This window comes from Shewanella polaris (assembly GCF_006385555.1).
GTDB classification, from domain to species: domain Bacteria; phylum Pseudomonadota; class Gammaproteobacteria; order Enterobacterales; family Shewanellaceae; genus Shewanella; species Shewanella polaris.
Window position 1 is genome coordinate 2,784,696 of sequence record NZ_CP041036.1, and the last position, 21,535, is coordinate 2,806,230.

Here is a 21,535-nt window from a genome sequence, read left to right on the forward strand (position 1 = left end):
GGTAATAACTCTTTTAGAATGACAATATTAGTTGTTAGTTTTAGTGATTAGTTACATACACCATATTTAATCAAAGTCTATTTTTGGCAGCAACCAGTTGAGCAGCTAACGCTGTAAGACTGGCTTCAAGTAAATCGATGACCAATTCAAACCCCATCTCACCGCCATAATAAGGATCAGGCACCTCCTGCTCCTCACTGTCAGCGAACGCCAAAATCAAATGTAATTTATATTGATAATCTGTAGGACAACGCTCAAGCAAATCAGCTAAATTTGCTTCATCAGCAGCCAATATAAGATCAAAATCTTCAAAATCACTATTGCTGACTTGCCTTGCTTTCATACCCGAAAAATCTAATCCGCGTTTAACCCCGGCAACGACGCTACGATGATCAGGTGCATTACCCTTGTGATAAGCCATGGTTCCAGCTGAGTCGATATTAAGTTGTAAATTATGTCTCTCTGCCTGTTGTTTAAATACTGCCTCCGCAGTGGGAGAGCGACATATATTACCCATACAGACGAATAGCACGGAGTTTATTTTTGCTAGATAAACATCTTTAATCATTCATTGCGCCTTAATCACTCAAAATCATCACATTAGAAACTAAATGGTGATGAATATAATCAAACTTACAAGGTTAATCAGAATATGATCTCTAAATCAAAACCGACTATAGTGTGCTTATCAGACAAACGAATTATTGTTTAGGCCTTTCACGCAAAAATGTGGCAAACCTTGGTGTGCCTTTTTGAGTTAAGCCTAAATATTGATAGGTAATGGTAGATCCTATTAAAGGTGGATTCTCTCGTTGTTTATCACTTAGACCACTACCTACATTGAACACTATGCCAGAAGATGTTTTTACGACCAAAGCTCCCAACATGCCACGATATTTACCTTTCCCTTGTGTATGGCCAATCACTATCGCTTCAGCATCATATTTTGGTTTTAGTTTAACAATATATTCACTACGACCAACGGCATAATAAGCTTGCTGATAATGTAACATCAATCCTTCACCGCCAGCATTAACGACAGAATCGAGCTGTGAAAATAGAGCTTCAGCTGAAGCCACTGTATCCTGCTTAATAACCTGTAAATGTTTAGAGTTCGCACTTTTTACCAACATTTTCATCGCTAAATAGCGTTCAATAAAAGGGCCAGAATGCTGTGGCAAATCAAACATCATAAACTTAACTTCCTGCCAGTCTTCTTCAGGGACTTGTTGGCGTCGAACTAAGGCCGAAATCTGTTCAAAATGGTTACGGCCCAGCCAAAGTTCACCGTCAATAGCGACATTAGGGAACCCAATGATAAATGAGTCAGGTAATACTATGTTTCGGCCACTGCGAGTCAACATTCTTTTGCCATCCCAATAACCCCGAACGCCGTCAAGTTTTTCGCTGACTAAATACTTAGATATCTCTATATCAGGATCATATTGAGTTGCTAATTGAATGGGAGGTGTGGGTAAAACTTCACAGTGTGTGGGGAAACAATATAGTCCAAATAATATCAAAAATATAAAATAGATTATCTTACTCATATGCAATCCTTGCGATAGTTGAGATCCTTTAAGTACTGACTTACCTTAGCGGTACATTTTTAACGGCACATAATGTATTTATTAATAAAAATTAATATATGCCTTTCGACACTCGTAATTTATCTGCTTTTCTACAATCGAGCATCAAACTTTCATTATCCTAACAACGTTAAAATGGACACAGCAAAGCCTAGTACATTCGAATGGATTGTCCACCCAAAACTTCAACCCAAAATGATATACAACATTTGAGATAATTTACTGCTGGAAGCATATGAACGGAATGTTACAATCTACAGAATTAAAATCAAAAAGATAATGAGCCAAATGAAACCAGAGAACAATCATGGTCTAAAACGCGTATTTCGAGCTACAGGGTTTTCAATATTAGGTCTAAAGTCAGCATGGAAAAACGAAGCGGCATTTAGACAAGAAACAGTGCTTGCTTGCCTAATGCTACCCGTTGCACTGCTACTCAACATCAGCAGTACTGAACGTATTTTACTTATTATGGCCGTGTTAATTGTATTGATTGTTGAATTATTGAACTCAGCTATTGAAGCGGTAGTTGATCGGGTTGGTGATGAGATCCACCCACTCAGTGGACAGGCAAAAGATATTGCGTCAGCAGCAGTCTTTATCAGTTTAGTATTGTGCGCGTTCACATGGGGTATCATCATTTGGCCATTACTGTCTTAATCGACACCCAAAATAACTAATCGGTGCTTTCATTGAGCGTCAAAATTGAAATAGCTTTTTCAATATATGCCAGTCGTTCATTTTCGGCCCAATAAGCAGCATACACATGTCGGCGAATACATTTAGCATCATTCACATAAAATAATGTGCGATTATCTAACAAGGGTTGAATAAGTGCCTCAGGTAAAAATGCACAACCACCATTATTGAGGATAAAATCCAAGGCCATACGGGCAGAGCTGGTATGTAATACCGGTATCGGTAACATCGTAAAATCTTGAGCGTGGGTAATATTAAAGGCTGTCCCCCAATCCACTTTAACATAAGGCAAATTAGGTGTTTGAGTTAGATTAACGTTCTGTTGTTTAGACACTAAGTATAGTTTGACTTGAGCAAGCTTAACCAATGTCACTTCGTCCAATTTAGGGGGATCAAAAGTGATTGCGATATCTAAAGTGCGTGCTATTAGTTGGCGGTTCATTACCAATGTAGACAAAACATCAGTTCTTAAAGCAACACCTTCTAAGCACAAATGTAATGGCTGTAAAAAGCCTTGAAAATACGAATCCCAAATATTATTACCAGTAGATAATGTCAATTGAGCGTTGTGCTGTTGGTTTAAAGTAATATCCTGTTTTGCCCTTTCCCAAGCATTAAGAACCGCTTCAGCGTGACCAAGCATTCTTTCACCTGCAGGTGTTGGTTGAATATTGTTACGTAAGCGCTCAAAAAGTTCTATACCCAAAATATTTTCTAATTGTTTTATCCTAAAACTAACAGCGCTTCGAGTGAGATAAAGGTTTTCTGCCGCTTTACCAAAGTGCCTAGTTCGAGATACTTCTAAGAAGGTTTTTAATAAATCTGTATCCATAAAAATTCTTTACCAATAAGGACAAAATATTTTGATTTAAAAAATGATAATACTAGCCAATACTCCAGTTGCAAATCTTTATATCTCATAATCTGGAAGGTATTAGCCATGTCTCAGCAATCATTTATCAATGCGAAACAAGCTATTGGAGCTCATACCAATGGGACCAATGACAGCTTTCACTCTTCTAAACGCTTCTATGATGACGTTAATTTCCCTAAAGGATTTAAACGTTGTGGTGACTTTACCAGTAAAGAAGCGGATTTGCTTGAACAACACGGTCAAGCAATGAAAAATTTGGCTGAAGGTAGTCAAATTCCATGTAACGTTGATGAAGATCAATTTGTACAAGTTTCCCAAGGTAAATTGCCCGCCTCAACCGCAATGGAATTATTGTGGATTAAATATTGTCGCTTAGCAAAAGGCAAACCCTTTTATGCTGTTGTAGGCACGATTCATACTCCCTCTAGCGCTAAAGTCGAAATAGAATTTGACGATATTGAAAGTGATGCATCTGACACCGATGAAGCTGAATAGATTCAATATTTAAGCAACCAAAGCAATCGCTTACAATGCATAACAATTAGTTCACAACTACCTAAAAGTAGAGTCTATTATTTACTCTACTTTTAGGTGCATTTGGCCAAAATATCATTCTATATTTTCTCTATTTATTCACAACTCACTGTCACATCACACTTTGACACTAAAATGGGTACTTTTACGTGTTTGAGCTCAAACTACCAATGAAAACTTGATTTAGCACAACAACTCGCTACAAAAACTTCACATTTAATGACAAAGTGCTAGTATGTATATCGAACTGTTTGTCCTATTTATCCTGGTCTATTGTTTATGTTGATGCATTTAACATCCCTTTTTGGATATCATCGTTACATAAATTAGGTATCAGATACGACAACAGCATCATATGAAGACGCATATCTTGTGACACTAGTAAAAAAGAATAAATGCGGAGTTTCAATGATTAAACCTTTTTTTTGTATTGCCATAATGTTATTTGGTACTCAGACGGCGATTTCAGCTCAGAGCCAGAGTGACCATTCATCAACAACAGATAAATACACCATAGACATAGGTGTGTTTTATGCTAACTCCGATTCAAATATGGCTGTCACAAATCCTAAAAATGGTGGTATTTTTCTAATAGATTTTGAAGATGAATTTTTACTCGCTGAAGAACAATACCTACCCTACTTTGAATTTACCTACGAATTTAATCAACGACATAAACTTTTCATCGATTGGAAATCCTTAGATCGCGAAGCTAATAACAACTCAATAAGTCAGGACTTTATCCTTGAAGATATTGACGGTCAGGACTATTTGATTGAAACAGGAGCAGCCCTCAATACCGAATTCAACATTGATATATTACGTATCGGCTACGGTTATGATATTTGGCAAGGATCAAATTATGCAGTAGGAGTTTCCGTGGGTTTACACACTATGTTTGTCGAAATTGAATTTCAGGGAAATATAGGCACATGTGCGCTAGATTCAAGCTTAACAAGTCAATGTAGTAATGTGGTCGCTACACCAAACGTCGTTGATTACAGCGTTACTGCACCATTACCAAATTTAGGCGTTTATGGTTCTTACGAGTTTTATCCAGATTTAACATTTTCTGCACATGCACAATATTTTACCATTAAATATGACGATGTTGACGGGTCGTTAATCGATGTCCGTTTAGGTGTTGAAGCAAAAATTTGTGACAACTGGTCACTGAAACTAGCCTACAATTATTATGATGTTGATATCTCAATAGAAAAACAACGTAGAATAAATGATAATAATATAAAAACTTTTGATCACAATATTAACTACAGTTTTACAGGCCCCATGTTTGCTATTTCTTATGCATTTTAGCCTTCGTTTATTCAATAAAAAGCATCTTATGATGCTTTTTTTGTGATTGGCAAAATGATAATGTCCTATTATTTATTTTACTATACTAAATTCATCTTAATGTCTTTTCATTGTCCTGCTCACGAGGCACTTAATGTCTAACACCTTATTGCAAACCGCTGCTGCTAATTTAAAAAAAGCGGTGCCGTTAATGTTAAAATACAAAATCCCCACTACACCAACAAATTATGCACTTTGGTATGCTTATGTCGGTGAGCAAAATCCATTACTTAACCAAGAATTGGATACCGCAGTCAAACAGAATCAAACTTATTCACCCGTGACCAGTGAATTATTATACCGAAAGCATGTGGCAGATCCGGTTGAGCTTAATGTGCGTGATATGCGCAAAAACCTTGATGCTATGGTATGCGAATTATCTCAATCACTTAAAGATACTAATTTAGACACCGAAACCTTTCAAACTCAAATAGAGAAAGATTTTAAAAAATTAAATGACCTTGAAAACCAAGGCTTCTCACTCGAACAAGTCATCGGTGTTATTAGAAGTATTGTTAAAGAATCATCTAACATTCGTTCCAGTACCGAGAGTTTTACTGAACAGTTACAAAAAGCCCAATCCGAAATTAATATTCTCAAAACTCGCTTAGCAGAGTCCGAAAAAGACATGTTATTTGATGCATTAACTAATGTATTAAATCGCCGCGCATTTGACCACGACATTGAAGCACAAGTCAGTTTATCTCCTGCTGGAACATGTTTGATTATCATTGATATCGACCACTTTAAAGTATTCAACGATACCTTTGGTCATCAACTTGGTGACTTAGTCTTGAAAACAGTCGCAAAACGGATTCAAGAAGCTTGCCGCGACGGGATTAAACTGTATCGTTTTGGTGGTGAAGAGTTCGCCATTATTGTACCAAGTAGCCAGTTTAGAGTAGCCAGACAGCTAGCAGAAGGGATTCGAAGAGCACTAGAGAAACTCAGTGTTAAAGATAGGCGTAGTGACAAAGTCATCGACTCAATTACCGCCTCTTTTGGCGTATGTGAGTGGAAGCCGAAACAAAATGTATCCCAGTTGATTGAAGCAACAGATAAGTTACTCTACGAAGCAAAGCGTTTGGGTCGTAACAGAGTGATGCCAATCGCAAATTAACCTTTCTGCTAATATCAATTGATTGTTCGCCCACTTTTGCATGCTCATACTGAAAAGCTAACAGCAGAAAAAGTTGGGCTTAATATTTTCTACTGCGGATTATTTCGGTAATTGCAGATAAGCAGCGGCATTATCCGCTGTAGCCGCTTTTAAATGAGGCACATAACCTAAAAATGGTCCCTGCATCATTTGCTGTAAACTGTTGAGGTTGTCGTCAATAAAAGCCATTTCAATATCGACTTGATTCGCCACCCACCCTGCTATCGTTAATCCGTCGGCCAGTACCGCCTCTTGAGTTAACAATGCATGGTTTAAACAGCCTAACTTCATGCCTACAACTAAAATAACACCAACGTTAGCTGCCGCCAGTTGACCTTGAATTAGTCGAGATTTTTGTAGCTTGGCCTGCAATAATTTAACGGTATCAGACAAAAACTCACCATTACCTAATGGTAAACGCCAACCACCAGCGCCTTCAATTAATGCAAAATCAGCTTGTTGCATCGCCGGATGATACATAGCATCAAGTACTGTTTGTGCCGTTAAAATCTGATTAACTTGTTTAGCGGCAATGTGCGGTGCAATAGCAGGCTCAAAACAAATAGGATTAATCGCCGAATATGGCAAATCCATGTTCGACTGCGCAATTAGCATTAAAGCATCACTGTTACGCAATCCTGCGTCGGTGGGAACACATCCTGAAGCTATCGGTTTAAAACCACATTTATCGCCTTGGGCTTTAGCTAAAAGAGCTGCCGAAATTAAGGTTTTACCACTGTCAGTATCGGTTCCTGTCACAAAATATAGCATAGCGTCAGCCTCGTTTAGCATGGATATACGCAATTTGATAAGTTAATGGCAAGCCTTTATCGGTACGCAGACTTTCTGCCAACGCGACACGTTGCTGCCATTGTCGCTTGGTGAGCGCGTGACGCTGCTTACCTGCACCATGTTGATCAAATGACGCCCCCACACCTTTTATTGAATATAGTAAGCTGCGTAAATCATCGAAATAAACCTTAATACTCTCAACCTTAATATCGACGCTGTGCCAGTCATCCGGCGTCACTTGAGATACGTTAAATGCAGTCTTAAGCGTGGATACTGAATCAAATTGATTGACGTGGAAACCTAAGCTTTCCAATTCAGCTAAACTGCCATCTACCACTACGCTGAGGTAACATTCACCTCCAGATCGTAATACTCGATGAAACTCAGCAAACGCTTTAGGTAAGGTTTGGCACCACTGTAAGGCTAAATTGGAATAGATATTGTCAATAGAATCACTTTGCAAACCTAGTGCTTGGGCATCAGTGCAAAGAGGCAAATAATCAGGATGCTGTTGAACCAACTGTGTAAGCATGCCATGAGAGATATCAACTGCAACTATTTGGTTTACTCGTTCAAAAGCTTTAAAACATGTCCCGGGACCGGCTCCGACATCAAGTAAGGTGCCACACAAGTTAGCCTGTTGTAGCAACTGTTTGGCGCTAATGCGTTGCAATACATCATGTTGCTTGTATTGAGCAGCAGCTATTGAAAATGTGTTTGCAACCGGATTATCTAACGTCATGGGGGCTCTCAAAGGTACGACTTATTTGACTACTGATTTATCAACTGCTTGTGGAACTAATACAGCCTGCATCGAATTATTATCATGTTGATGAATAAGAACAGCTACTGCGGCAACAAGTTCATGAATATCAATAGCTTGATGTTGTGCGTTTAACGTCACACGTAAACGCTCCTGCCCTTTTGGTACCGTTGGTGAACGAATAGCACCCACCAAAAAACCTTGTTGTGTTAACTGCTCTGCAATTGCCATTACGCGATGATTATCACCGATCATAATCGGCTGAATAGCGGTCGTTGAAGATGTAATATTAAGTTTGTTTTCCACTGCAAGTTGCCTAAACAATGCAATATTAGCCTTTAGTTGTGTCAATAGCTGTGGATTAGCTTGTTGCCAATTTATCGCAGCTAAGGCTAACTGAGCATTAGCTGGTGACAACGCGGTAGAATAAATATACTCACGACAAGTCGCAATTAAGTAATCAATCACCTCTTGCGAGGCTAAAATAGCCGCGCCTTGCCCCCCAATTGCCTTACCAAATGTTACCACTTGAATATCGACATTATCGGCATTAACAAATGAGCTAGATAGCAAACCAAAACCGTGGGCATCATCGACAATCAGCCAACAGTCATGCTGTTGGCATAGCGCGGATAGTTCAGAAATAGGCGCTATATCGCCATCCATACTAAACACACTTTCGGTAACAACAGCAGTATGAGGATTACGCTCAATAAGGCGCTCTGCACTGCTAATATCGTTATGTAAAAAACGACGAATTTTACTGCCACTGTCTTGCAACCCATCTATGACAGAGGCATGCACCAATTTGTCGGCTATTACAATGTCATCGCTGTTAAATAGGGTTTTCATTAACGCACTGTTTGCACTAAAACCGGAACTAAATAACATGCAAGCTTGGTGACCAGTAAGTTCACATAAACGTTTTTCAAGCGCTACATGAGCTTGGTTATAACCACTCACAAGAGGTGATGCGCGACTGCCGACACCATACTGCTGTGCCCCAGCATAAAGTGCTAAAGCTAAAGCGGGTTCACGGGCTAAGCCTAAGTAATCATTATGGCTAAAATCAATCACCGCATGCTGTTTTGTTGCCATCATATGTCGTTGGCGTAAAAGGCCAGTAGCCTGCAGTTCAGCAAGCTTATCACTTATCCGCTGAGTTAATGGGTGCAATCCAATGACAGGTTGTCCTGATACGGTCATATAAAATTATAACGCCGCGGCATCAAAAAACTGTTTAGTCGACTTATCTTGTTTAGCGCTGGCTTTGGCTAATAATGCACTATCATTTTCGATATTGGCTTGTGGGCCTTGCTCTGGGTGTAACCCTAAACGTCGGAATAAACTCATGTCATCGTTTTCTTCAGGGTTAGGCGTCGTCAACAACTTACAACCGTAGAAAATAGAGTTAGCACCAGCAAAGAAACACATTGATTGCAGTTCATCACTCATGCTTTCACGTCCAGCAGATAAGCGCACCCGTGATTTAGGCATGATAATACGCGCTACTGCAATAGTGCGCACAAACTCAAGTGGGTCAAGATCATCTATTTTTTCAAACGGCGTACCGGCCACTTTAACCAGCATGTTGATTGGTACAGAATCTGGATGTTGTTCTAAATTGGCCAATTGTTGCAGTAAACCTGCGCGATCGGTTGCTTGCTCGCCCATACCCACAATGCCACCAGAACATACCTTCATCCCAGAAGCCCGTACGTTTGTTAATGTATCTAAACGGCTTTGATAAGTGCGAGTGGTGATAACGTCGCCGTAATATTCAGGTGAGGTATCAAGGTTATGGTTGTAATAATCTAAACCCGCATTAGCTAATGTATCAGCCTGTTCAGACGACAACATACCTAATGTCATGCAAGTTTCCATACCTAAGGCACGGACATCTTTTACCATTTGCGTTAAATATGGCATGTCTTTGTCACGTGGGTTACGCCAAGCGGCCCCCATACAAAAACGTGATGCTCCTGCTGCTTTAGCACTTTTAGCCTCTGTTAATACTTTTTCAATTTCAAGTAAACGTTCTTTTTCAAGACCAGTGTCGTAACGTGCGCTTTGTGGACAATATTTACAGTCCTCAGGGCATGCACCCGTTTTAATTGATAAAAGACGGCTGATCTGCACTTCGTTAGGGTCAAATGTTTCACGATGAATACTGTGTGCTTTAAACAATAAATCATTCATAGGCAACGCAAATAATGCTTCAATTTGTTCTTTTTGCCAATCGTGACGAACTTCAGCTAACGACATGGATCATTCCTTTTTTTATTTTATGTTGGCTAGGATACCCTGAGCCCGTAAACTGTCAACGCAGCTATTACTTCACGCTTTACAAGCGGTCAAAAAACGAGCACCTATAATTATGGCACTTTCCGACCAAAAAACCACTATTGATTACGCTTTCGATGAACAACACATTTGGCACCCTTATACCTCCATGACCCAGTCTCTGCCTGTATATGGCGTCGTTTCAGCTCAAGGCTGTGAGCTGACATTAGACAGTGGCAAGATACTCATTGATGGTACGAGTTCGTGGTGGTCATGCGTACACGGTTATAGTCATCCGACCATTTTAGCGGCGATGCAACAACAGCTTTCACAGCTTAGTCACGTGATGTTTGGCGGCATAACCCACCAGCCAGCTATTGAAGCATCAAAACGTTTAGTGCAAATGACCAGTGATAACTTAACGAAGGTTTTCTTAGCCGATTCAGGCTCAATTGCTGTAGAAGTGGCTTTAAAAATGGCGCTTCAATATTGGCAAGGGCGGGATCAACCACAAAAACAACGGATTATGACGGTAAAAAGTGGTTATCACGGTGATACATTTGCGGCGATGAGCGTGTGCGATCCTGATGGTGGTATGCACACCATGTTTGGCAATAATGTGACTAAACAAGTATTTATCCCTGCACCAACGTCTAAGTTTAATGAACCACTGAATCAGACTGATACACTTGCTTTAGAAGCCGCATTTATTCAATATCATCAAGATATTGCCGCAGTGATTATTGAACCTATTATGCAAGGTGCAGGCGGAATGTGGTTTTACTCGCCTGGTTATTTAGTTAAATTACGTCAACTGTGCGATCAATACCATGTACTTCTGATATTAGACGAAATAGCGACCGGATTTGGTCGAACAGGTACCCTATTCGCTTATGAACATGCCAATATCGAAGCGGATATTTTGTGTGTAGGTAAAGCCTTAACTGGAGGATATATTAGCCTCGCCGCCACCTTATGCAGTGACGAAGTTGCTAATGGCATTAGTGACTCACCTGCAGGTGTATTTATGCACGGCCCTACGTTTATGGGTAATCCATTGGCATGTGCAGCAGCAACAGCCAGCTTAGACTTACTTCTTAAAGGCGAGTGGCAGCAACAAGTTGAAAACATTGAATTTCAGCTCAAGCAAGAACTTGCTAGTGCGATTGATTTACCTCAAGTGAATGATGTTCGTGTGCTAGGGGCTGTTGGGGTGATTGAAATGGTCAATACAGTGAACACAGCCGAATTACAACAAGCCTTTGTTGATCTTGGTGTTTGGGTTCGACCGTTTAATAAATATATCTATCTTATGCCGCCCTACACCATCAGTGCTAAGCAATTAAGTAAATTGACCGCGGCGATGCTCACGGTCGCAAAAGGCATTGATACTACCCCCGTGACGGCTCAATTTATTAGTCACGGTTAGTCACATTCAAATAAATATATTTTGGAGTTCAGGCTTGAGGCCATCAAAAGCTAATTTACTTCAACTTGGGGTATAAAGTTAATAAATTAGTTAGTTGATTAATAATAAGGGCCGTAGATTCTCTCATCGGCCCGATTTATAAATCACACAGTTGCGCGCTCTGACACCATTTCACCGTCATGCTCATTATCATCGAGCCATTTTAATTTTGATAATGGATAGCCTAAAAACCATTTAGCGCGTTCGAGTACAATGCGAGTTTTAATATGTTTTATCCGCAAATCTGTTTGATCAATTACTTTTTAACCAAACTAGAAATTAACGCACGCAATGCGGCAGGTTTAACCATCTTAGCCATATAGTGATAACCGCGTCGTTCAATATCATCTACCAAGTCTTTATTGGTATTTGCGGTAATAAGAATACCCGGTAAATGGGCACCATAGCGTGAACGAATATTGTCCATAGCATCAACGCCATTTTGGTCATCATCTAAATGGTAATCTGCTAAAATAATATCTGGGGCGACACCTTTAAGTCCCAACTTAATCCGAGCATCAGCAAGATCTGTTGCACAAATAACCTCACATTGCCAACGACTTAATAATGACTCAAGTCCAGCCAAAATTGCTTCTTCATTATCAATACATAACACTTTAACGCCTGCTAGAGGCTGTAATAATGTCGGCAATGGTTTATTTTTCACTTGGCTAACAGTTTGTCCTAGCGGCACAATAATAGAGAACATGGAGCCTTGTCCTAGCGCTGATTGCACTTGAATGGAGTGATCGAGCACTTTACTTATTCTATCAGCAATGGCTAAGCCTAGCCCTAAACCACTGACATTACGGCTACTGGGATGATTTAGGCGTTTAAACTCTTTAAATATTTCTTGAGTATCGTACTCATCAATTCCACAGCCAGTATCCAATACTTGGATCTCGATAAAATCACCGCGATGACGACAACCAAATAAGACTTTGCCTCCGCGGGCGTAACGATAAGCATTAGTTAAAAAGTTTTGCAATATTCGGCGTAACAATGACGGGTCAGAATTTACCGTAGCTGAGCATGGCACCATAGAAAACGAAATTTGGTTATCCCCTGCCATTGCATCAAACTCAATAGATAAACCATTGATAATCTCAGAGATGGCAAAATCACGGCGATTAACATCCACCATGCCAGAATCTAATTTTGAGATATCCAATAAATCCGTCAGCAACTCACCAGCAGTTTTTAGCGAACTGTTAACGTGTGTTAACATCGTACGAGCTTCAAGGTCTAAGTTTGGGTATTGCGACAATGACGCAGTAAACAATCTAGCAGCATTTAATGGCTGCATTAAATCATGCCCTACAGCGGCTAAAAAGCGGGTTTTAGAGGCATTAGCGAGCTCTTCTTGGGCTTTTGACTCAAGTAATTCACTGTTTAGCATCGCTAATTCATAGGTACGCTCTTGCACACGACTTTCTAAGGTTTCATTGGCTTCAAGTAATGCCTTTTCTTGCAAGCGATACTGAGTAATATCGGTAAATGTCATCACAAAGCCACCATCGGGCATTGGATTACCCTGAATTTTAATCACTTTACCATCTCTACGTTCGCGTTCTGAGGTATGCGCGGTACCATTACGCATGTGCTGCACTCGAATTGCGATTTGATTCTCCATATCTCCATCACCACAAAAGCCGCGAGAAGCATTAAATCGAACCACATCAGCAATGGGCATACCTTTTTGTAAAAAACCTTCTGGGTATTGATATAAATCCGCGTAGCGATAATTCCAAGCAACGAGATTAAGATCCTTATCAACCACACTCATCCCTTCATAGGCATGTTCAATAGCGCCACGGAGCATATCTTGGCTTAACATAATTTTTGATGAAGCTTCATCTACTAAGCTAAATACTTCATCTAACGCCAGATCTCGCCCTTGTAGGACCGAGTCCATCACTAACGAAGCACTTGATGCCCCGAGTACCCCTGACAACATGTGCTCGGTGTGGGCGATTAACTCCTCTGGCGCGGCTTTATACCAACTGTCACTTTTTACTGCATCGGGCGAAAAACGGCTAAAACTCTCATAAGCGCGGGTAGGACTAACAAAACGGCTAGCTAAAATAAGTAAATCTTGTTGCGATATAGGCCCCTGACGCTTGTTAGCACCTTGCTTTGAAGACCAAGGCTTAACAAAGTTACTTGCTTGAATGCGCTCAGCAACACCAGCTCTGAACCAAATAGAGCCGAGTACGTAACACACCACATTTGCAAGTAACGCAATTAATGTGTCACTGACATTGGGAGTAATACTATTGAGTAAATCAAACTCACCGCCAATGAATCGAGCTTGACCAGCGCCTTGTAGTAAAATAAAACACCACAAACAAAAACCAACAGCGAGGCCAAAATATACTCCAGCACGATTACCATTTTTCCAATATAAACCGCCGACCAATGCAGGGGCTAACTGAGAAAACGCCCCAAATGACAACATGCCTAAATGCGACAACGAATCGCTATCTGCCAAGGTTAAATAGCTTAGATAACCAAAACCTAAAATCACCACAATGGCAAAGCGACGGACATTTAATAACAATTGCGAGAACTGACTAAAGTTTTTTTCTCGAATCTGCCCTGTACGCAATAAAAACGGCACCAACCATTCGTTACTGACCATCACACTAATCGTCACCACAGCAACGATCACCATACCGGTAGCGGCCGATAAAGTACCAAGTAATGCAATGACAGCCAATAAGGGTTGATCGAGCGCAAGCGGTAAATTAATCACATAGGTATCGGCAGAAACAGAATCGCCTAACAATACTTTACCTGCTAATGCCAACGGCGCGACAAACATGCCAAACAACGCTAAATAAATAGGTAGAATCCAGCGTGATTTTTGCAAAATATGTTCGCCACCACACTCAACAACCATCGCATGGAATTGTCTCGGCATACACAAAAATGCTGCCATTCCGACAAATAACTCCGGCAAAAATGATTCCAGACGTAAATGACTATTCTCAATGAGTCCTTTGGCAGATGCTTGTTGCCAGATATCCCCAAAGCCATCGAAAAAACCAAAACTGATTACCGCACCCACAATGATAAATGCGGCTAATTTGACTAACGACTCGAACGCTATTGCGACCATCATTCCGGGATTATGCTCTGTTGCATCTAATTTTCGAGTACCAAATAAAATAGCAAAAATCGCTAAAAGCATGGTGATCAATAACGGCACAACGATCGGACTTAATGGATTATCATCAGGCTGAAATAAATTAAGACTAAACACCATCGCTTTAAGCTGTAAAGCGATGTAAGGCATGATGCCAAATAAGGCGATGAGGGTAACAATTGCTGCCAGTAACTGTGACTTACCGTAACGGGCAGCAATAAAATCGGCAACAGAAGTAATGTTTTGTGCTTTAGATACCACGACCATTTTTCGCAGCATGCCAAAACCAAGGGTAAATACCAAAATTGGACCCACAAAAATCGGTAAAAAAGACCACAAATCGTTTGCAGACTGCCCTACTGTGCCTAAAAAACTCCATGATGAACAATACACAGCAAGACTGAGACCATAAATCCATACTTGGACTTTTTGGCTTATCTTACTAAACCAGCGTTCAGCACCCCACGCCAAAGTAAATAACAATGACACGTAACACACCGCAATGATTGCTACTATTAAAGTTAAATTCATTCAATCTTCCGCTATCGTTTTATTGTTATTAACCATCTATTTTATTTTTATCACAACTTAACACGTTGAACGTAAAACAACCTACATTAGATAAAATGAGTAATTGTGGCACAAACTATTACCAAGATTTATGATTCTACCATGTGCAACAGACTAAATATTAAGGATATTTTAAAACTAGACCAAGGTCTAATAGTGTTGGTAGTCGGTTGCAGATGATACTTTAACCACGCCATTTTTAGAAAGGGAAGCCCTATGAGCTCGCAGTCTCTTTACAAAGTTCCTAGTGACATTGCAAAAAACGCACTGGTTAATAACGATCAATATAAGAAAATGTACCAGGAATCCATCGTTAATCCAGAAGGTTTTTGGAGAGAACACGGCAAACGTATTGATTGGATTAAACCTTATACCAAAATTAAAAAAACCTCTTTTGACGATCATAACTTATCAATTAACTGGTTTTACGACGGCACGCTTAACGCATCTGCTAACTGCTTAGATCGTCACTTAGAAGAACATGGCGATAAACTCGCGATTATTTGGGAAGGTGATGACGCTAATGAACAGCGTAAAATAACTTACGCTGAATTACATGCAGACGTCTGTAAATTTGCCAACGCCCTGCGCAGTCAAGGCGTAAATAAAGGCGATATCGTCACGATTTATATGCCTATGGTGCCAGAAGCGGCCGTCGCTATGTTAGCTTGCGCTCGTATTGGTGCAGTTCATTCTGTGGTGTTTGGTGGCTTTTCACCAGATTCAATTGCAGCAAGGGTAATTGACGGTAAATCAAAAGTCATCATCACCTCAGATGAAGGTGTTCGTGGTGGTCGTAAAATTCCTTTAAAACGTAGCGTTGATGAAGCAATATCAAACCCTGATGTGACTTGTGTTGAAAAAGTCATCGTATTAAAGCGCACCGGTGGTGACATAGATTGGGTTGAAGGCCGAGATATTTGGTGGGACTCACTTATGGACGTTGCTTCAGAGCATTGTATTCCAGCTGAAATGAACGCCGAAGACCCATTGTTTTTACTTTATACCTCAGGCTCTACTGGTAACCCTAAAGGTGTGCTGCATACCACTGGCGGTTATATGGTATATGCATCAATGACACACGAATATGTGTTTGATTACAAGGCTGATGAAGTCTATTGGTGTACTGCTGATGTAGGTTGGATTACTGGTCATTCATATATGGTATATGGTCCTTTTGCCAATGCTGCCACAGTATTAATTCATGAAGGTGTACCTAATCACCCAACACCTGCCCGCCTTGGTGAAATGATTGACCGTCATAACGTTAATATTCTATATACAGCACCGACATTAATTCGTGCGCTTATGGCTGAAGGCAAAGAACAATTTAGCAGCTATAAAGGCGACTCGTTACGCATTATGGGATCAGTAGGCGAACCCATAAATCCAGAAGCATGGCGTTGGTACCATGAGGTGATCGGTCATGAAAAATGCCCTATCGTTGATACGTGGTGGCAAACCGAAACCGGTGGTATTTTGATTAGTCCATTACCGGGCGCTACCGACACCAAGCCAGGTTCCGCAACACGACCTTTTTTTGGTGTACAACCTGCTTTAGTCGACAACATGGGCAACATTGTTGAAGGCGTAACAGAAGGTAATTTGGTCATTCTAGACTCATGGCCAGGACAAATGCGTACCGTTTACGGTGATCATGATAGATTTGCGCTAACGTATTTTAAAACATTCCGCGGCATGTATTTTACTGGTGATGGCGCGCGTCGTGATGAAGATGGTTACTATTGGATTACTGGTCGTGTTGATGACGTGATTAATGTGTCAGGCCATAGATTAGGTACCGCTGAAGTTGAAAGCGCATTAGTGGCACATAATCTCGTTGCTGAAGCGGCCGTTGTGGGTTATCCACATGACATTAAAGGCCAAGGTATTTACGCCTATGTTACCTTAACTCGCGGAGTTGAACCCACAGAAGAATTACGCCAAGAATTACGTCAATGGGTACGTAAAGAAATTGGTGCCCTCGCCACACCGGATTTGATTCAATGGGCAAGTGGTTTACCCAAAACGCGTTCAGGTAAAATTATGCGTCGATTCTTACGTAAAATTGCAGCAAACGAAGTGACTAACTTAGGTGATTCTTCAACTCTGGCTGATCCAGCAGTAATTGATACATTGATTGAGTCACGCTTAAACAAAACTGAGTAATACATACCAATTTGTGATGTCCTACCCACCCAGAGAAATCCTGACCAATTTCTCTCTTAGCCCCTCCCTTGAGGGGCTTTTTTTATTCATTAATTGTGATTATTTTTGTTCTTCGACTGCAGGTAATTCACCGTAACGGGTGTCAATAGTGACTTTGTATGAATGGTCATTATGGCTTATCTGATAGTTTGCTGAATTACCAACATTCAATTTAAGAGACTTATCACCTAATAATTCAGGAGCACCATTAGATTGGTCACTTAAGCTCACCACTAAATTAACTTTAGATGCTTGTGACTTTTCAGAAACAATGGTCACGCCATAATCCCCTTCAACATCAAGCGATACGGATTCATTAAAGCCCATTACGATTTTGGATACTGAAATAGTCACATCTTGAGATTGTGCGGCATGTTCTTCAATCGATATCTCTACAACCAATCCTTGCTCCGCCATGGCGCAGTGACTTACGACTAGCAATGCAAGTAATGATAAATATTTCATGCGGTATACTCCTAATTTTTCGATTTTATTATAATAATTACCTGACATTTGTGATAAATCTACACTAAGCCAACAGATAAAACAGTGGTTAACTCGCAAAATACTACGAATTAATCGACTACAAATAACGCTTATTTAACATTATCTAGCTAAATACCCTTGAAGGTCTATGTTATTCTGTTGCCAAATAAGATCCATCACTTCACATACATTCACAAACATAACCAACACACATATGACCATTAGCCTTAGAGATTACCAACAGCAAGCTGTAGATGCCGCTGTAACGCATTTTAAACAAAGCCAACAATCAGCCGTATTAGTATTACCTACTGGTGCAGGTAAAAGCATCGTTATTGCCGAACTGGCAAGAATTGCAACTGGTAATATATTAGTGCTAACCCACGTTAAAGAATTAGTGGCACAAAATGCTGAAAAAGTTGGTCTGCTGACACAAGATGCTAGTATCTATTCAGCTGGGCTTAAACAAAAAAAAGCCAGCGGCAAAACGGTTATCGCTAGCGTTCAATCAGCCTCCAGAGCACTAACCAAATTCGACCAACCTTTTTCATTAGTTATTATTGATGAATGTCATAGAGTCAGTAATGAGTCGACTAGTCAATATCAACAGTTGCTTACTCACTTACGCACTAAAAATCCAAATATAAAATTACTTGGGCTTACTGCGACGCCCTATAGACTAGGCATAGGTTGGATATATCGTCATCATTATCACGGTAAAGTCGGTAATACCGATAAACCGATATTCGAAAAATGTATTTTTGAATTACCGATGCGACCATTAATCAAAAAAGGCTATTTAACTCAGCCTACTATTTTTGATGGATTCAGTGCTCAATATGATTTCAGTAGCTTAGCGCCACCCGAAACCAATGAATACCCACAAGCTGAGGTTGATAATTTACTGCATCACCAAGGCAGAGCCACCACCGCAATCATTAAACAAGTCAAGCAACTAGCAGTGCACCGCCAAGGAGTACTTATCTTTGCCGCGACGGTACGTCATGCAAATGAAATAATGATGTTAATGAATGATGACGCTGCTTTAATAACAGCAAAAACACCACATGCAGACCGTGATGACATCATTGAACGTTTTAAATCTAAAAAGCTTAAATTTATTGTCAATGTTGCTGTATTAACCACAGGTTTTGATGCGCCACACGTTGATCTTATTGCCATACTTCGCCCTACAGCATCAGTAAGCTTATTCCAACAAATGATTGGCCGAGGTTTGCGGTTGGCAGCAAATAAAACTGATTGTCTTGTCATTGACTACGCCGCAAATGGTTATGATTTATTTTATCCCGAGGTGGGTCAACCTAAACCCAACAGTAAATCGGTCCCAGTACAAGTACACTGCCCGGTATGTCAATTTGCCAACACATTTTGGGGGTTAGTCGATACAGAAGGTGACATCATTGAGCATTTTGGGCGACGCTGTCAGGGCCTTATTAATGATACAGAGCAATGTGACTTTAGATTCAGATCTAAACTATGTCCAGACTGTGGCGCCGAAAACGATATTGCGGCGCGCATTTGCCAACAGTGTAATTCAACGTTAATTGATCCAGACAAACGACTTAAGCAAGTGTTAAATGCACAACACCATCATTTATTTAAATGCCAAGAAATGCTGCTACAGGATAAAGACGGTAAATTATTAATCCAATATATCGATATTGAGGGTAATGATTTTAAACAAAGTTTTCAGTTTTCAACCAAAGCACAACAACGGGCTTTTTACGCAGTATTTGTATTCAGTCATACTCGTACACCAGGATTACCACACCCACACTACAACACCATCGCCGACGTTTTAGCTGACAAAGATCGCTTTAGAAAACCCGATTTACTACTCTTAAAAAAAAATAAACACCGATGGGATTTAATCGAATCATTTTTTGATTATCAAGGAAAATATCAAATCGATATGAGTTAAAACAAAATTAATCGCCCTGAATTATGATTTAAAAAGATCATATGGTATAAATTGCTCATATCATTAAACAGGAGTCACCATGTTTGTCGTTATTTTTGGCCGTCCAGCTTGCCCATATTGTGTCCGTGCCGTTGAATTATCTGAAAAGTTAGCCGCACAAAGTGAAGATTTTAAATTTAAGTATATCGATATTCATGCAGAGGGTATCTCTAAAGCAGATCTCTCTAAGAGTGTAGGTAAAACAGTTGAAACAGTACCGCAGATCTTTATTGATGAACAACCTATTGGCGGTTGCACTGAATTTGAAGCGTATGTTCGCCAAAATAACCTATTAAATTAATCCCTTAATTGATTAGTTTATACAGTAATTAAAAAAGGCAACCATACGGTTGCCTTTTGTTTTATAGCATCACACTACAGTACGTATTTTGCAGAAAACATCACTCGGTTTAAATCACCATCAATACCATCTTCACGCTCGTTCAACGCATGCATAAATTCAACACCAAACGTGAGCGGTTTTGACGGAGAATACAATAAATTCACGTATGCTGAATACGCTTCTTTATTCACAGCCTCACCTGTTAACGCAACATCGTTATCCGCAGAAAAACCTGAGAACGTAAAGCTTGAACGCCATTGCTCCGTCCACCAGTGACGATAAGCGACAAAACCCCCAAATGATTTTATCGCTTGAATATCACCGTTAGCATCAATTACACCAGCATTAGCATAGTTTAATGCCATATAACGCCCAAGGCCTTCACCATAAGTTGCGGTAAACTTAAAATCGTCTTTACCTACAGGGATGACACCGGCAAAACTAGCACCATAACCTAACTCGGATGCGTCATAAGCTGTACCACCAACGACTTGCTCAACGTTAAGTTGTCTGACAATCGCCGCAGCGGAGAAAGTCGAACCATTTGAAGAACTAAAGTTATAACGACCCACAAAATCAGGAATTACACCACTTCCACTGGTAATACGAGCGCCACCACCATAAGGAGTTACAGTGGTTTCTGGGTTTTCAATAGAGAATTGCCAATTACCGCTGGTATAACGAACTTGTGATTGTCTTACAAAGGGTGTGCCTTCCGGTGCACCTACAAAATCAAGGTTTTCAGGTAAGGCTCCTGGGTTTTGAAATGTGGACCATGTTTGGCCGACGGTCCATTCATCATAGCTCATAAATGCATGACGGATTCTTGGTGAGTAACTATTCGATACTCGCTCATTACCATCACTGTGAGTCATAAAATCTAACTCAATAAAACCAGTTAACTTATGTCCATCAATATCGGTTACAGTTTTAAAGTTAAAGCGAGATTCTCGAGCCTGAAAGTCAACAACTTGCTTACCATTACCCTCAGTCCCATAAATGGTACCTGGTACATAAAACTGACGAGAAAGAGAACCAGAATCAGGCGCCCCATTACCGTAGTCACTAAACATCACATCTGCTTTTATGTAGCCACCAAATGTCATATCGGTTGCAGCCTGAGCTCCCCCACTCATAGCCAATAAAGCACTTGCAACAAAAAGATTTAACTTTAGTTTTTTCATTATTATCTCCCTATTTATATTGTTCTAATCTTGAGCAATATGAGCTAATTAACAAACAAGTAACATTAGCAATAGGTCTATGAGACAAAAGTAGATAA

18 protein-coding genes are annotated in these 21,535 nt (G+C 40.2%); 8 read left to right on the top strand and 10 right to left on the bottom strand.

Features of this window, described 5'->3' with window-relative positions; all coding sequences use genetic code 11:
• Positions 1-70: 70 nt before the first annotated feature.
• Positions 71-568 (bottom strand): low molecular weight protein-tyrosine-phosphatase, encoded by a 498-nt coding sequence (locus tag FH971_RS12135; RefSeq protein WP_140234464.1) that lies wholly within the window; start codon positions 566-568, stop codon positions 71-73.
• A gap of 133 nt (positions 569-701) precedes the next feature.
• A complete protein-coding gene (locus tag FH971_RS12140; protein ID WP_140234465.1) occupies positions 702-1,550 on the bottom strand; it encodes a DNA ligase in 849 nt (282 codons plus the stop codon).
• Positions 1,551-1,877: 327 nt separating this feature from the next.
• On the opposite strand from FH971_RS12140, the gene FH971_RS12145 reads away from it, so the two are divergent.
• On the top strand, positions 1,878-2,249 hold the full coding sequence (locus FH971_RS12145; RefSeq protein ID WP_137226768.1) for a diacylglycerol kinase: 372 nt from the start codon (positions 1,878-1,880) through the stop codon (positions 2,247-2,249).
• Between the two features lie 16 nt (positions 2,250-2,265).
• Here the strand turns inward: FH971_RS12145 and FH971_RS12150 are convergent, their stop codons facing one another.
• Positions 2,266-3,120, bottom strand: a complete 855-nt coding sequence (locus FH971_RS12150; protein WP_140234466.1) for a LysR family transcriptional regulator — start codon at positions 3,118-3,120, stop codon at positions 2,266-2,268.
• 108 nt (positions 3,121-3,228) lie between these two features.
• Between FH971_RS12150 and FH971_RS12155 the strand changes: the two genes are divergently transcribed.
• From FH971_RS12155 to FH971_RS12165, 3 genes are all read left to right on the top strand, one after another.
• Complete coding sequence (locus tag FH971_RS12155) at positions 3,229-3,657, top strand: MaoP family protein (RefSeq protein ID WP_137226766.1); 429 nt, start codon at positions 3,229-3,231, stop codon at positions 3,655-3,657.
• A gap of 447 nt (positions 3,658-4,104) precedes the next feature.
• Positions 4,105-5,013: a DUF481 domain-containing protein gene (locus FH971_RS12160; protein WP_140234467.1), complete on the top strand. Its 909-nt coding sequence runs from the start codon at positions 4,105-4,107 to the stop codon at positions 5,011-5,013.
• Positions 5,014-5,146: 133 nt separating this feature from the next.
• On the top strand, positions 5,147-6,172 hold the full coding sequence (locus FH971_RS12165; protein ID WP_137226764.1) for a GGDEF domain-containing protein: 1,026 nt from the start codon (positions 5,147-5,149) through the stop codon (positions 6,170-6,172).
• A 99-nt stretch (positions 6,173-6,271) separates the two neighbouring features.
• Here the strand turns inward: FH971_RS12165 and bioD are convergent, their stop codons facing one another.
• The 4 genes from bioD to bioB are packed head-to-tail and all read right to left on the bottom strand — an operon-like array spanning position 6,272 to position 10,031.
• Positions 6,272-6,982, bottom strand: a complete 711-nt coding sequence (gene bioD, locus FH971_RS12170; protein WP_137226763.1) for a dethiobiotin synthase — start codon at positions 6,980-6,982, stop codon at positions 6,272-6,274.
• Between the two features lie 4 nt (positions 6,983-6,986).
• Positions 6,987-7,745 carry a methyltransferase domain-containing protein gene (locus FH971_RS12175; protein ID WP_140234468.1) on the bottom strand — a complete coding sequence of 253 codons (759 nt, stop codon included), beginning with the start codon at positions 7,743-7,745 and terminating at the stop codon, positions 6,987-6,989.
• A 21-nt stretch (positions 7,746-7,766) separates the two neighbouring features.
• The gene (locus FH971_RS12180; RefSeq protein WP_140234469.1) at positions 7,767-8,972 is read right to left on the bottom strand and encodes an aminotransferase class I/II-fold pyridoxal phosphate-dependent enzyme; all 1,206 of its coding nucleotides are present in this window, start codon (positions 8,970-8,972) and stop codon (positions 7,767-7,769) included.
• Between the two features lie 6 nt (positions 8,973-8,978).
• Positions 8,979-10,031 carry a biotin synthase BioB gene (gene bioB / locus FH971_RS12185; RefSeq protein ID WP_140234470.1) on the bottom strand — a complete coding sequence of 351 codons (1,053 nt, stop codon included), beginning with the start codon at positions 10,029-10,031 and terminating at the stop codon, positions 8,979-8,981.
• Positions 10,032-10,143: 112 nt separating this feature from the next.
• Here bioB and bioA point away from each other — a divergent pair, with 112 nt between their 5' ends.
• Positions 10,144-11,478, top strand: a complete 1,335-nt coding sequence (gene bioA, locus FH971_RS12190; RefSeq protein ID WP_140234471.1) for an adenosylmethionine--8-amino-7-oxononanoate transaminase — start codon at positions 10,144-10,146, stop codon at positions 11,476-11,478.
• 295 nt (positions 11,479-11,773) lie between these two features.
• On the opposite strand, the gene FH971_RS12195 is transcribed toward bioA, so the two are convergent.
• Complete coding sequence (locus tag FH971_RS12195) at positions 11,774-15,196, bottom strand: hybrid sensor histidine kinase/response regulator (protein ID WP_140234472.1); 3,423 nt, start codon at positions 15,194-15,196, stop codon at positions 11,774-11,776.
• A 255-nt stretch (positions 15,197-15,451) separates the two neighbouring features.
• Between FH971_RS12195 and acs the strand changes: the two genes are divergently transcribed.
• The gene (gene acs, locus FH971_RS12200; protein ID WP_137226757.1) at positions 15,452-17,404 is read left to right on the top strand and encodes an acetate--CoA ligase; all 1,953 of its coding nucleotides are present in this window, start codon (positions 15,452-15,454) and stop codon (positions 17,402-17,404) included.
• Positions 17,405-17,503: 99 nt separating this feature from the next.
• On the opposite strand, the gene FH971_RS12205 is transcribed toward acs, so the two are convergent.
• A complete protein-coding gene (locus FH971_RS12205) occupies positions 17,504-17,908 on the bottom strand; it encodes a hypothetical protein (RefSeq protein WP_140234473.1) in 405 nt (134 codons plus the stop codon).
• 235 nt (positions 17,909-18,143) lie between these two features.
• Between FH971_RS12205 and radD the strand changes: the two genes are divergently transcribed.
• Entirely contained in the window at positions 18,144-19,871 is a 1,728-nt protein-coding gene (radD, locus tag FH971_RS12210) for a DNA repair helicase RadD (protein WP_140234474.1), read from the top strand.
• 79 nt (positions 19,872-19,950) lie between these two features.
• Positions 19,951-20,211, top strand: coding sequence for a GrxA family glutaredoxin (locus FH971_RS12215; protein ID WP_140234475.1), 261 nt, complete (start codon positions 19,951-19,953; stop codon positions 20,209-20,211).
• 74 nt (positions 20,212-20,285) lie between these two features.
• Here the strand turns inward: FH971_RS12215 and FH971_RS12220 are convergent, their stop codons facing one another.
• Positions 20,286-21,437, bottom strand: a complete 1,152-nt coding sequence (locus FH971_RS12220; protein ID WP_140234476.1) for a DcaP family trimeric outer membrane transporter — start codon at positions 21,435-21,437, stop codon at positions 20,286-20,288.
• Positions 21,438-21,535: the final 98 nt, after the last annotated feature.

Excerpts from the sequence above, each read along its gene's own strand:
- FH971_RS12135 (WP_140234464.1), bottom strand. The coding sequence starts at position 568 with ATGATTAAAGATGTTTATCTAGCAAAAATAAACTCCGTGCTATTCGTC.
- FH971_RS12140 (WP_140234465.1), bottom strand. The coding sequence starts at position 1,550 with ATGAGTAAGATAATCTATTTTATATTTTTGATATTATTTGGACTATAT.
- FH971_RS12145 (WP_137226768.1), top strand. The coding sequence starts at position 1,878 with ATGAAACCAGAGAACAATCATGGTCTAAAACGCGTATTTCGAGCTACA.
- FH971_RS12150 (WP_140234466.1), bottom strand. The coding sequence starts at position 3,120 with ATGGATACAGATTTATTAAAAACCTTCTTAGAAGTATCTCGAACTAGG.
- FH971_RS12155 (WP_137226766.1), top strand. The coding sequence starts at position 3,229 with ATGTCTCAGCAATCATTTATCAATGCGAAACAAGCTATTGGAGCTCAT.
- FH971_RS12160 (WP_140234467.1), top strand. The coding sequence starts at position 4,105 with ATGATTAAACCTTTTTTTTGTATTGCCATAATGTTATTTGGTACTCAG.
- FH971_RS12165 (WP_137226764.1), top strand. The coding sequence starts at position 5,147 with ATGTCTAACACCTTATTGCAAACCGCTGCTGCTAATTTAAAAAAAGCG.
- bioD (WP_137226763.1), bottom strand. The coding sequence starts at position 6,982 with ATGCTATATTTTGTGACAGGAACCGATACTGACAGTGGTAAAACCTTA.
- FH971_RS12175 (WP_140234468.1), bottom strand. The coding sequence starts at position 7,745 with ATGACGTTAGATAATCCGGTTGCAAACACATTTTCAATAGCTGCTGCT.
- FH971_RS12180 (WP_140234469.1), bottom strand. The coding sequence starts at position 8,972 with ATGACCGTATCAGGACAACCTGTCATTGGATTGCACCCATTAACTCAG.
- bioB (WP_140234470.1), bottom strand. The coding sequence starts at position 10,031 with ATGTCGTTAGCTGAAGTTCGTCACGATTGGCAAAAAGAACAAATTGAA.
- bioA (WP_140234471.1), top strand. The coding sequence starts at position 10,144 with ATGGCACTTTCCGACCAAAAAACCACTATTGATTACGCTTTCGATGAA.
- FH971_RS12195 (WP_140234472.1), bottom strand. The coding sequence starts at position 15,196 with ATGAATTTAACTTTAATAGTAGCAATCATTGCGGTGTGTTACGTGTCA.
- acs (WP_137226757.1), top strand. The coding sequence starts at position 15,452 with ATGAGCTCGCAGTCTCTTTACAAAGTTCCTAGTGACATTGCAAAAAAC.
- FH971_RS12205 (WP_140234473.1), bottom strand. The coding sequence starts at position 17,908 with ATGAAATATTTATCATTACTTGCATTGCTAGTCGTAAGTCACTGCGCC.
- radD (WP_140234474.1), top strand. The coding sequence starts at position 18,144 with ATGACCATTAGCCTTAGAGATTACCAACAGCAAGCTGTAGATGCCGCT.
- FH971_RS12215 (WP_140234475.1), top strand. The coding sequence starts at position 19,951 with ATGTTTGTCGTTATTTTTGGCCGTCCAGCTTGCCCATATTGTGTCCGT.
- FH971_RS12220 (WP_140234476.1), bottom strand. The coding sequence starts at position 21,437 with ATGAAAAAACTAAAGTTAAATCTTTTTGTTGCAAGTGCTTTATTGGCT.